This window comes from Streptomyces sp. NPDC110618, from assembly GCF_055657065.1.
Genome location: NZ_JBVKBN010000029.1, coordinates 1 through 12,793, shown reverse-complemented (window position 1 = coordinate 12,793; position 12,793 = coordinate 1). Strand labels below are relative to the sequence as shown.

The 12,793-nt window shown below is 70.1% G+C and carries 4 protein-coding genes, 1 tRNA gene and 1 rRNA gene; 1 reads left to right on the top strand and 5 read right to left on the bottom strand.

Annotation, left to right across the window (positions count from 1 at the left end; all coding sequences use genetic code 11):
* Positions 1–26: 26 nt before the first annotated feature.
* The 3 genes from ACZ7L7_RS33675 to ACZ7L7_RS33665 all read right to left on the bottom strand — a co-directional run bounded on the left by ACZ7L7_RS33675 (position 27) and on the right by ACZ7L7_RS33665 (position 9,340).
* Complete coding sequence (locus ACZ7L7_RS33675; RefSeq protein WP_453603847.1) at positions 27–2,729, bottom strand: DNA translocase FtsK; 2,703 nt, start codon at positions 2,727–2,729, stop codon at positions 27–29.
* Between the two features lie 134 nt (positions 2,730–2,863).
* The gene (locus ACZ7L7_RS33670) at positions 2,864–3,547 is read right to left on the bottom strand and encodes a response regulator (RefSeq protein ID WP_285516561.1); all 684 of its coding nucleotides are present in this window, start codon (positions 3,545–3,547) and stop codon (positions 2,864–2,866) included.
* Between the two features lie 342 nt (positions 3,548–3,889).
* A complete protein-coding gene (locus ACZ7L7_RS33665) occupies positions 3,890–9,340 on the bottom strand; it encodes a HAMP domain-containing protein (protein ID WP_472077850.1) in 5,451 nt (1,816 codons plus the stop codon).
* Between the two features lie 374 nt (positions 9,341–9,714).
* Here ACZ7L7_RS33665 and ACZ7L7_RS33660 point away from each other — a divergent pair, with 374 nt between their 5' ends.
* Positions 9,715–12,465, top strand: coding sequence for a SpoIIE family protein phosphatase (locus ACZ7L7_RS33660; RefSeq protein ID WP_453603851.1), 2,751 nt, complete (start codon positions 9,715–9,717; stop codon positions 12,463–12,465).
* Positions 12,466–12,560: 95 nt separating this feature from the next.
* Here the strand turns inward: ACZ7L7_RS33660 and ACZ7L7_RS33655 are convergent.
* Positions 12,561–12,636 (bottom strand) — tRNA-Thr (locus tag ACZ7L7_RS33655).
* 54 nt (positions 12,637–12,690) lie between these two features.
* Positions 12,691–12,793, bottom strand: a 5S ribosomal RNA gene (rrf, locus tag ACZ7L7_RS33650); the annotation flags it as partial.

The window sequence follows — 12,793 nt, the reverse complement described above, 5'->3', positions numbered from 1 at the left end:
GGGACCCGCCCGGCGCGGGGCTTTCCTCAAGCCTCCCCGCGGATCTGCGCCAGCACGCCGTCCAGCTCGTCAGGCTTCACAAGAACGTCACGCGCCTTGGAGCCCTCGCTGGGCCCGACGATGTTCCGCGACTCCATCAGGTCCATCAGCCGCCCGGCCTTGGCGAAGCCCACGCGCAGCTTGCGCTGGAGCATGGACGTCGAGCCGAACTGGGTGGAGACGACCAGCTCGGCCGCCTGGCACAGCAGGTCCAGGTCGTCGCCGATGTCCTCGTCGATCTCCTTCTTCTGCTTGGTTCCGACGACGACGTCGTCCCGGAAGACCGGCGCCATCTGGTCCTTGCAGTGCTGGACGACCGCCGCGACCTCCTCCTCGGTCACGAAGGCGCCCTGCATCCGCACGGGCTTGTTGGCGCCCATCGGCAGGAACAGTCCGTCACCCTTGCCGATCAGCTTCTCCGCGCCGGGCTGGTCGAGGATGACCCGCGAGTCGGCGAGCGAGGAGGTGGCGAAGGCGAGCCGGGAGGGCACGTTCGCCTTGATCAGACCGGTGACCACGTCCACCGACGGCCGCTGGGTGGCGAGCACCAGATGGATACCGGCCGCGCGCGCCAGCTGTGTGATGCGCACGATGGCGTCCTCGACGTCGCGCGGCGCGACCATCATCAGGTCGGCCAGCTCGTCGACGATCACCAGCAGGTACGGGTACGGCTGGAGCTCGCGCTCGCTGCCCTCGGGCGGCTTGACCTTCCCGTCCCGTATGGCCTGGTTGAAGTCGTCGATGTGCCGGAAGCCGTACGCCGCCAGGTCGTCGTACCTGAGGTCCATCTCCCGTACGACCCACTGCAGCGCCTCGGCGGCCCGCTTGGGGTTGGTGATGATCGGCGTGATCAGGTGCGGGATGCCCTCGTAGGCGGTCAGCTCGACGCGCTTGGGGTCGACGAGGACCATGCGCACGTCCTCGGGGGTCGCCCGGACCATGATCGAGGTGATCAGGCAGTTGATGCAGGACGACTTGCCGGACCCGGTGGCGCCGGCGACCAGGACGTGCGGCATCTTCGCGAGGTTGGCCATCACATAGCCGCCCTCGACGTCCTTGCCGAGCGCCACCAGCATGGGGTGGTCGTCCTCGGCCGCCGCCGCGAGGCGCAGCACGTCACCGAGGTTGACCATCTCCCGGTCGGTGTTGGGGATCTCGATGCCCACGGCCGACTTGCCGGGGATCGGCGAGATGATCCGGACGTCCGGGCTGGCCACGGCGTACGCGATGTTCTTGGTCAGCGCGGTGATCCGCTCGACCTTCACGGCCGGGCCCAGCTCCACCTCGTAGCGGGTGACCGTCGGGCCGCGCGTGAAGCCGGTGACGGCGGCGTCGACCTTGAACTCGCTGAACACATTGGTCAGGGAGGCCACGACCGCGTCGTTGGCGGCGCTGCGCGCCTTGCCGGGCCCGCCGCGCGTGAGGAGGTCCAGCGAGGGCAGCGCGTAGGTGATGTCGCCGGAGAGCTGGAGCTGCTCGGCGCGGGCCGGCAGGTCGGCGGGGGCCTCGGGCGCGGGCTTGGTGAGGTCGGCGACCTCGACCTTCAGCTTCTCCTGTCGGGGCCGCGCGGCCGGTACGGGCGTGGGAACCGGCGTGGTCTCCTCGCGGTCGCCGACGCTCACGCCCTGGGTGAGGTCGGCGACGACCGGCGAGGGCGGCATGCCGTGCAGCACCGCGCCGTCGAGGGCCGCAGCGGCGGCCGCCGCGACGTCCACCGCGTCCATGGGGCGGCTCATGTCGGGCTGGGGCACCGCGGAGCGCCTCGGGCGTCCCCGGCGCCGGGACAGGGCCTCCTGCTCCGCGCTGTCGGGGTCGTACGCCTCAGGCGGGGGCCCGCCGCGACGCCGTCCCCGCGCGGGCAGCGCCTCGCGCCACTGCTCGTCGTAGCGCTCGTCGTCGCTGTACTCGACGGCCTCCGGGTCGTGCAGGACGCCGAGTCGCACCCCGAGCTGCCGCAGCCGCTGCGGAATGGCGTTGACGGGCGTGGCCGTGACGACCAGCAGCCCGAAAATGGTGAGCAGCACCAGCAGCGGTACGGCGAGGACCTCGCCCATCGTGGCGGTCAGCGGAGTCGCCGCGCTCCAGCCGATGAGGCCGCCGGCGTCCCTTATGGCCTGCATGCCGTCGCTGCGCGCGGGCGAGCCGCAGCCGATGTGCACCTGGCCGAGGACGCCGATGACGAGCGCCGACAGGCCGATCACGATCCGGCCGTTGGCCTCCGGCTTCTCCGGGTGCCGGATGAACCGTACGGCGATCACCGCGAGCAGGATCGGCACCAGCAGGTCGAGCCGCCCGAAGGCGCCGGTCACCAGCATCTCGACGAGGTCGCCGACGGGACCGCGCAGATTGGACCAGGTGCCCGCGGCGACGATCAGTGCCAGGCCCAGCAGCAGCAGCGCGATGCCGTCCTTGCGGTGGGCCGGGTCGAGATTCTTGGCGCCCTGCCCTATCCCGCGGAACACCGCGCCGACGGCGTGCGCCAGCCCGAGCCAGACGGCGCGCACCAACCGGTAGACGCCCCCGGTGGGGTTGGGGGCCGGCTTGGGTGCGGGCTTCTTCGCCGCGGCCTTCTTGGCGGGCGCCTTCTTCGCCGGTGCCTTTTTCGCGGCGGCCTTCTTCGCCGGACCCTTCGCGGGAGCGGCAGCCTTCTTCGCGGGCTGCTTCTTGGCTGCGGAGGGACGTGAGGCCATAGGTGTGAGGTTACCGGTGGAGGCGACAGGGGACACGTGTGCCCACTGCTTCACCCGTTCGTGTCGCCGTTACAACAGCAACGAACTGACGCCCGCTCACCGGGGCGGCGCCTCCAACACGCCCCGCCGCGAGGTCAGTTCTGCGAGGGCACCGAGGAGGTGTTCCCGGCGCCGGGCTCCAACGCGTCCAGCGCGCGCCGCAGTCCGGTGAGTTTGCGCTCCAGATGGGCCGCCGTGGCCACCGCCGCCGCGTCCGCCGAGTCGTCGTCCAGCTGTTTCGACAGCGCCTCGGCCTGCTCCTCCACCGCCGCGAGCCGCGCCGACAGTTCGGCGAGCAGCCCCGCCGGCTCCTTGCTGTCGCCGCCCGCGGCCCGGCCGCCGCCGCCCTCCAACTGCAGCCGCAGCAGCGCCGCCTGCTCCCTGAGCTGGCAGTTCTTCATGTACAGCTCGACGAACACGGAGACCTTCGCCCGCAGCACCCACGGGTCGAACGGCTTGGAGATGTAGTCGACCGCACCGGCGGCGTACCCGCGGAAAGTGTGGTGAGGCCCGTGGTTGATCGCGGTGAGGAAGATGATCGGGATGTCGCGGGTCCGCTCCCGGCGCTTGATGTGCGCGGCCGTCTCGAAGCCGTCCATACCCGGCATCTGGACATCCAGCAGGATGACCGCGAAGTCGTCCGTGAGCAGCGCTTTGAGCGCCTCCTCCCCGGACGATGCCCGGACCAGGGTCTGATCGAGCGCAGAGAGGATCGCCTCCAGCGCCAGCAGATTCTCCGGCCGGTCATCGACCAGGAGGATCTTGGCCTTCTGCACCATGGCCCGCCCTCCTCGCCCCGGCATGGGGCCTCCCCTGTCCGCAGGACTTGGGTAGGCACCGGCGGGTGCCGTCCCAGCGGACGACTCCCTTGCGCCGCCCGTCCTCGTGCCGGTCATGGTAGCCGCACCCCGCCTGTCGCCACACCCTGTCACCGCGATGTCACTGTGCACGTAGCAGAAACGCGGTGGGAGACCAGAAGGTTCCCCGAATCCCGCACTTCTACACGGAATCGAGCACAGTGCGTCAGCAACTCCGTGCGAACACGGTAGGTTCCCGACCGGCCCCGGCCCGGTCCGTCCACCGGGCCGGTACGAACCCCGTACGAGCCCCGACCGGTCCCGTCACTCGACCCGCATCCACTGCTCCATCACCGACAGCAGGTGATCGGGGTCGACCGGCTTGGTGACGTAGTCGGAGGCGCCCGACTCGATCGCCTTCTCCCGGTCGCCCTTCATCGCCTTGGCGGTCAGCGCGATGATCGGCAGGCCCGCGAACTGCGGCATCCGGCGAATCGCCGTGGTCGTCGCATACCCGTCCATCTCGGGCATCATGATGTCCATCAGCACGACCGCCACGTCGTCGTGCTGCTCCAGCACCTCGATGCCCTCCCGGCCGTTCTCCGCGTACAGAACCGACAGCCCGTGCTGCTCCAGGACGCTGGTCAGCGCGAAGACGTTGCGGATGTCGTCGTCGACGATCAGCACCTTCTCCCCGCCGAACCGGATGCCCCGGCGCACCTGCGGCACCGGCTCGTGCTCCGCGGCCGACCAGTCCGGCTGCGCGGCCCGCTGCTCCGCCTCGCCGCCGGGGCCCCGGCGGCGGCGCCGGAAGAGCGCGGCGGCGCCGTTCTGGGTCTCCTGGTACGACTTCACCTCGGCCGGCGTCTCGATCTCCACGTCCGACAGCTCGGCGGCCGGCGGCACCAGGTCCCCGGCCTCCAGGGCCGCCATCGCCTGCTGGTAGCCCTGCGGCGGCAGCTCGCTCGGGTGCAGCGGCAGGTACAGCGTGAAGGTGGAGCCGCGCCCCGGTTCGCTCTGCGCGTGGATCTCGCCGCCGAGCAGCTGGGCGATCTCCCGGGAGATCGACAGCCCGAGGCCGGTGCCGCCGTACTTGCGGCTGGTGGTGCCGTCGGCCTGCTTGAACGCCTCGAAGATCACCCGCATCTTGCTGGCGGCGATGCCGATGCCGGTGTCGGTCACCGAGAACGCGATCAGCCCGGCGTCCGGGTCCCGCAGCGAACCGGCCTCCAGCAGCTGCTCCCGGATCCCCGCCGGTACATCCGCCCCGGCCGGCCGGATCACCAGCTCCACCGAGCCGGAGTCGGTGAACTTCACCGCGTTGGACAGCAGGTTGCGCAGCACCTGCAGCAGCCGCTGCTCGTCGGTGTGCAGGGTGGCGGGCAGCTCCGGGGAGACCCGCACGGACAGGTCCAGGCCCTTCTCCGCGGTGAGCGGCCGGAAGGTGGCCTCCACGTAGTCGACGAGCTGGACCAGCGCGATCCGGGTCGGGGAGACGTCCATCTTGCCCGCCTCGACCTTCGACAGGTCGAGGATGTCGTTGATCAGCTGCAGCAGGTCGGAACCGGCCCCATGGATGGTCTCGGCGAACTCGACCTGCTTCGGGGAGAGATTCCCCTCGGCGTTGTCGGCGAGCAACTTGGCGAGGATCAGCAGCGAGTTGAGCGGGGTGCGCAGCTCGTGCGACATGTTGGCGAGGAACTCGCTCTTGTAGCGCATCGACACCGCGAGCTGCTCGGCGCGCTCCTCCAGGACCTGCCGCGCCTCCTCGATCTCGGTGTTCTTCACCTCGATGTCGCGGTTCTGCTGGGCCAGCAGCTCGGCCTTCTCCTCCAGTTCGGCGTTGGACGCCTGCAGGGCCTTCTGCCGGTTCTCCAACTCCGCCGACCGCTCCTGGAGTTGCTCGGTCAGCTCCTGCGACTGCTTCAGCAGCTGCTCGGTCTTGGTGTTGACGGAGATGGTGTTGACGCTGGTCGCGATCATCTCCGCGATCTGGTTCAGGAAGTCTTTCTGGATCTGCGTGAACGGTGTGAAGGAGGCCAGCTCGATCACGCCGAGCACCTTGCCCTCGAACAGCACCGGCAACACGATGACCTGCGCGGGCGGGGCCTCGCCGAGCCCGGAGGAAACCTTCAGATACCCACTGGGCGCCTTCTCCACCAGGATCGTGCGCTTTTCCTGCGCCGCCGTACCCACCAGCGCCTCGCCCGGCCGGAACGAGGTCGGCATGGAACCCATCGAGTAGCCGTACGAGCCGAGCATCCGCAGCTCGTACTGGTCCTCGCTCTCCTGCCCGGAGTCGGGCATCGCCAGGAAGAACGCGCCGTGCTGCGCGGAGACCACCGGGGTCAGCTCGCTCATGATCAGCGAGGCCACGTCCTGGAGGTCCCGGCGGCCCTGCATCAGCGCGGAGATCCGGGCGAGGTTGCCCTTGAGCCAGTCCTGCTCCTTGTTGGCGATGGTGGTGTCGCGCAGGTTGGCGATCATCTTGTTGATGTAGTCCTGCAGTTCCTGGATCTCGCCGGAGGCGTCGACGTCGATCTTCAGGTTCAGGTCGCCGCGGGTCACCGCGGTCGCCACGCGCGCGATGGCACGCACCTGCCGGGTCAGGTTCCCGGCCATCTCGTTCACGGACTCCGTCAGGTCCCGCCAGGTGCCGTCCACGTCACGCACGCGTGCCTGGCCGCCGAGCTGTCCCTCGGTGCCCACCTCGCGGGCGACCCGGGTGACCTCCTCGGCGAAGGAGGACAGCTGGTCGACCATCGTGTTGATGGTCGTCTTCAGCTCCAGGATCTCGCCGCGCGCCTCGATGTCGATCTTCTTGGTCAGATCGCCCTTGGCGATGGCGGTGGTGACCATGGCGATGTTGCGCACCTGACCGGTCAGGTTGGACGCCATCTGGTTCACCGACTCGGTGAGGTCCTTCCAGGTGCCCGCCACTCCGGGCACCCGCGCCTGACCGCCCAGGATGCCGTCGGTGCCCACCTCGCGGGCCACCTTGGTGACCTGGTCGGCGAACGAACTGAGCGTCTTCACCATGGTGTTGAAGGTGTCCGCGAGCTGCGCGACCTCACCGCGCGCCTCGATCGTCACCGTCCGCGTCAGATCGCCGTTGGCGACGGCCGCCGCCACCTGGGAGATGTTCCGCACCTGCATGGTCAGGTTCTTGGCCATCAGGTTGACGTTGTCGCTGAGGTCCTTCCAGATGCCGACCACACCCGGCACGTGCGCCTGGCCGCCCAGGATGCCCTCGGTGCCCACCTCACGGGCCACCCGGGTCACCTGCTCGGCGAAGGACGACAGCTGGTCGACCATCGTGTTGACGGTGGTGACCAGTTCGAGGATCTCGCCCTTGGCATCGACGGTGATCTTCTTCGACAGGTCGCCCTTGGCGACCGCGGTGGTGACCTCGGCGATGTTGCGCACCTGGATGGTCAGGTTGTTCGCCATGAAGTTCACCGACTGGGTGAGGTCCTTCCAGGTGCCGGAGACCCCCTGCACCTCGGCCTGGCCGCCCAGGATGCCCTCCGTGCCCACCTCACGGGCCACCCTGGTGACCTCCTCGGCGAACGAGGACAGCTGGTCGACCATGGTGTTGAGGGTGTTCTTCAGCTCCAGGATCTCCCCGCGCGCGTCCACGGTGATCTTCTGGGACAGGTCACCCCGGGCCACCGCGGTCGCGACCTGCGCGATGTTGCGCACCTGCGCGGTCAGGTTCCCGGCCATGCCGTTCACCGAGTCCGTCAGGTCCCGCCACACACCGGCCACACCGGGCACCTGCGCCTGCCCGCCGAGGCGCCCCTCGGTGCCCACCTCGCGGGCCACCCGGGTCACCTGCTCGGCGAAGCCGGAGAGCTGGTCGACCATCGTGTTGATGGTGTTCTTCAGCTCCAGGATCTCCCCGCGCGCGTCCACGTCGATCTTCTGCGACAGGTCACCGCGCGCCACGGCCGTCGTCACCTGCGCGATCTGCCGCACCTGCGAGGTGAGGTTGCCGGCCATGAAGTTGACGGAGTCCGTCAGCTCCTTCCAGGTGCCCGACACCCCCGGCACGACCGCCTGACCGCCCAGGCGCCCCTCCGTGCCCACGTCACGGGCCATCCGCGTCACCTGGTCGGCGAAGGCGGAGAGCTGGTCCACCATCGTGTTCACGGTGTTCTTCAGCTGGAGCATCTCGCCGGAGACGTCCACCGTGACCTTCTGCGACAGGTCGCCGTTGGCCACCGCCGTCGTCACCTGGGCGATATTGCGCACCTGACCGGTGAGGTTGCGGAACGCGGTGTTGACGGAGTCCGTCAGGTCCTTCCACGTACCCGCCGCCCCCGGCACCTGCGCCTGGCCGCCCAGCTCGCCCTCGACACCGACCTCGCGCGCCACGCGCGTGACCTCGGAACCGAAGGACGACAGCTGGTCGACCATGCCGTTGACGGTGTTCTTCAGCTCCAGCATCTCGCCGGCCACGTCCACGGTGACCTTCTGCGACAGGTCACCACTGGCCACCGCCGTCGTCACGGCGGCGATGTCCCGCACCTGGATCGTCAGGTTCCGGAACACCGTGTTGACGGAGTCCGTCAGGTCCTTCCAGGTGCCCGCCGCGCCCGGCACGTTCGCCTGGCCGCCCAGCCGCCCCTCGGCACCGACCTCGTTGGCCACGCGCGTGACCTCGTCGGCGAAGATCCGCAGCGTCTCGGTCATCTGGTTGATGGTGTCCGCGAGCTGCGCGACCTCGCCCCGCGCCGACACGGTCACCTTCTGCGACAGATCACCGTTGGCGACCGCCGTGGTCACCTGGGAGATACCGCGCACCTGGGCGGTGAGGTTGCCGGCCATGAGGTTCACCGAATCGGTGAGGTCCTTCCACACGCCCGCCACACCCGGCACCTGCGCCTGACCGCCCAGCTCACCCTCGGTGCCCACCTCGCGCGCGACCCGGGTCACCTCGGAGGAGAACGAGGACAGCTGGTCCACCATCGTGTTGACGGTGTTCTTCAGCTCCAGCATCTCCCCGGCCACGTGAACCGTGACCTTCCGCGACAGATCGCCCTTGGCGACCGCGGTGGTCACCAGTGCGATGTCCCGCACCTGCGCGGTGAGCCGGTACGCCATCGTGTTGACGGAGTCCGTGAGGTCCTTCCACGAACCCGACATGCCACGCACGCGTGCCTGACCGCCCAGCTTGCCCTCGGTGCCCACCTCGATGGCCACCCGCGTCACCTCGTCGGTGAACGTGGACAGCTGGTCGACCAGATTGTTGACGGTACGGCCGACCTTCAGGAACTCCCCGCGCAGCGGCTGTCCCGCGCCGTCCGGGGTCTGCGTCCGCAACTCCATACGCGGCGACAGATCGCCCTCCGCGACCGCCGAGAGCACCCGGCCGACCTCGGAGACGGGCCGTACGAGATCGTCGACGAGCGCGTTGGAGTGCTCGATCGCCGCCGCCCAGGAACCCTCACAGGCACCCGTTTCCAGCCGTTCGGTGAGCTTTCCCTCACGGCCCACCGTGCGCCGCACCCGGGCCAGCTCGCCGGTCAGATGCAGATTCCGGTCGGCCACCTCGTTGAACACGGCCGCGATCTCCGACATCACGCCGTCGCCGGAGACCGTCAGCCGCTTGCGGAAGTTGCCGTCCCGCATCGACTCCAGAGCCGCCAGCAGCCGGTTCAGTGCGGCCGTGTCCACCTCTGTAGTTCCGCCACGCGGTTTGCGCTGGTTCATCAGGGACTGTCCGCCTTTCGCGCGCGTCTTCGTGCCCCGCGTCGCTGCGCCAGACTCCACTGTGTCCCTCCCGCAGGGGTCGACCGTCACTGCCGTGCTCCGGCGCTCCTGCCCGGCGCGCCGGTTACTGCTGCGTATGTCCGCCCGGTCCACCAGGCCGCACCACGGACTACTGCCCGCCGTGATCAAAAGACACCCGGCCTGCCCGGACCTTCACCAGAAGCTTGCCCAGTGTTTCACCCCGGCCGAACCCGGCCATAACAGTTCGGCAGCTTCGCACACCGTCCGCACACCCTCCGGGCGGAAACACTGCAGACCGGCATCCGCGTGGACGGCGAAGGTAAGTAACCTTGCATGCGGCTGTCCAGCCGCACCGGTCCGTCCGGCTAGGGCGGTGGCACGAAACGAGCGGGCATCGGAGGGGCGGCCGCAACATGACCACCGGACTGATCCCGGGGGAGCAGCCCTCGGAACCCCGGCCGAAGGGCGGCCTGCCGCATCCGCGGCAGGAGCCGAGCGGCCAGGCAGCCCAGCACGTCGACAACAGGTCGAGGAGTTCTGTGATCACCGCGCGCGCGGCCGCCAGCTTCGAGCCCCAGGGGCGATCTGTCGCCAGCGCCCGCTCCTTCGTCCGCGACACCCTCCAGGGCTGGGGATTCGCCGACATCCTCGACGACGCCGTGGTCCTCACCAGCGAGCTGGTCACCAACGCCGTGGTGCACGCGGGCACCGCCGCCGACGTCCTGTGCCTGCGCACCGAGGACGGCGTCCGCATCGAGGTCGCCGACCGGTACCCGGAGCGCGACATCCCCGTCCAGGGCATCGCCGACGACATGGCCAGCCCCGACCGCGAGGGCGGCCGCGGCCTCCAGCTGTGCCGGGCGCTGGCCAGCCGCTGGGGCGTCGACTACACGCCCACCCACAAGCAGGTCTGGTTCCAACTCGACCTCCCCGAGCGCCCGGTGGGCACCCGCGCCGCCGGCCCCTCCCTCCCCGCCGACCTCCTGCCCCTGGCCGACGGCCGGGTCCGCGTCGCCGTCGTCCAGATCGACCGCACCGGCGCCATCTCGGCGTGGAACGAGGACGCCGAGGAACTCTTCGGCTACGCCGCCGAGCAGGTCACCGGCAAGCCCCTCACCGACTTCGCCGCCTGGCCGCACACCCCCGGAACCGGCACCGGCATCGCCGAGGCCCTCCAACTCTCCCGCTGGGAGGGCAGCTACGGCATCCGCGGCGCGGACGGCCGGATCACGCCGGTCTACGCCTCCCACCTCCGCGTCCGCGACACCGACGGCGAGCCCTCCACGGTCTGCCTCCTGGTACGGGACCACGAACGCGCCGTCCTGCAGACCCCGTTGCGCATGGCCTCCTCCGACAGCGGCGGCTCCGGCGAGGGCCAGAGCACCGACCCCTTCGAGGTGTTCATCGGCTCCCCCGCCCCGGACGACCTCGACGGCCTCCTCCAGCGCACCGTGGAACGCGCCCGCGACATGCTCGACGGCGACTCCGCCTTCCTGCTGCTGGCCACCGACGACGAGACCGAGTTGGAGGTACGCGCCTCCACCGGCCTGCCCTCCGCCCGCCAGCGCTTCGCCCGCGTACCCGTCGAGGCGGGCCCCGGCCGCTACGGCTCGGCCCGCATGCCCGCCGTCCACGAGGACCTCACCATGGTCCCCGGCGCCGTACCGCTGCTCAGCGGCACCGGAATGCGCTCGGTGGTGACCGTCCCGCTCAAGGTCGAGGGCCGCCTCACCGGCTCCCTCGGCGTCGCCGCCGAGGCGCCGCGCAGATACTCCAACGAGGAGGCCCTGCGCCTGCAGTTCGCCGCCGACCGCATCGCGCTCGCCGTCGAGTCGGCCCGCCTCGGTGAGTTGGAGCGCCTGCGCCGTGGCTCGCTCAGCTTCCTGGTCGAGGCCTCAGACCTGCTCGCCGGCACCCTGGACCGCGACCAGACCCTCGCTCTCATGGCCCAGATGACGGTGCCCACGCTGGCCACCTGGTGCGCGGTCTACACGATCGCCGACCAGGCCTCCGAGCCGTACCTGTCCTACGTCCTGCACGAGGACGAGGAACTCATCGACGGCATCAAGGCGTTGCTCTCGAAGATCCCCGCGCCCGACCCGGTACCCACCCCCGGCGCCCGCATCTGGTCCGCCCCCGCGGAAGCCGCCCACGAGGCCGCGCTGCGCACCTCCATGCGCAGCCTGGGGCTGGGAGAGCCGGTCCGGCGCGTCAGCTCGGGCATCGGCCCGACGCTCGCCACGGCGGCCGCGGTCGGCGGAGAGACAGTCGTCCTGCCGCTGGTCGCCCGCAACCGCGTCATCGGCATGCTGACCCTCGGCAAGCCCACCGACGAACACTTCCGCCAGGAAATCCTGGAACTGGCCGAGGACTTGAGCCGCCGGGCCGCCCTCGCCCTCGACAACGCCCGCCTCTACTCCGAGCGCACCGCCATCAGCCAGTCCCTCCAGCGCAGCCTCCTGCCGCCCGAACTCCCCGAGATCGACGGCGTCGAGGTCGAGGTCATCTACCGCGCGGCCGGCGAGGGCAACGAGGTCGGCGGCGACTTCTACGACCTCTTCCCGATCAGCGACGGCGCCTACGGCTTCGCCATCGGCGACGTCTGCGGCACTGGCCCGAACGCCGCCGCGGTGACCGGGCTCGCCCGGCACGCCCTGCGCCTCCTGGCCCGCGAGGGCCTCAGCGGCCCGGCGGTCCTGGAGCGCCTCAACTCCGCGATCCTCGACGAGGGCGCCCGCAGCCGCTTCCTGACCCTCCTCTACGGCGAACTGCGCCCCCAGGAGGACGGCAGCGCGGAACTGAAAGTGGTCTGCGCCGGCCACCCACTCCCGCTACGCCTGCGCCAGGACGGCACCGTCGAGCCCGCCGCCGAACCCCAGCCGCTGCTGGGCGTGATGGAGGACCTGGAGCTCTACGAGCAGACGGTCACCCTCGACCCGGGCGATGTCCTGCTCTGCGTCACCGACGGCGTCACCGAGCGCCGCGAGGGCACCCGCATGCTGGGCGACGACGGCCTCACCGAGGTCCTCACGACCTGCACGGGCCTCACCGCCGGCGCGGTCGCCGCGCGCATCATGCGCGCCGTGGAACGCTTCGCCCAGGACGCTCCGTCCGACGACATGGCGATCCTCGCGATGCGGGTGCCCGGCCTGCACAAGGACTGAACTCGGCGGCCCGGCGGGACCCCGCCGGGCATGCCGGGCATGTATGTCGGGCATGCAAAAGGCCCCCGCCCGAAAGGGCGAGGGCCTTAGTGCTGTGGAGCCCCCAAACGGAATCGAACCGTTGACCTTCTCCTTACCATGGAGACGCTCTACCGACTGAGCTATAGGGGCCTGCTGGAGTGGGACCCGGAACCGAGGCTCCGGATCCCACTCACATCAATAATTGTTCGGCAGCGTCCTACTCTCCCACAGGGTCCCCCCTGCAGTACCATCGGCGCTGTGAGGCTTAGCTTCCGGGTTCGGAATGTAACCGGGCGTTTCCCTCACG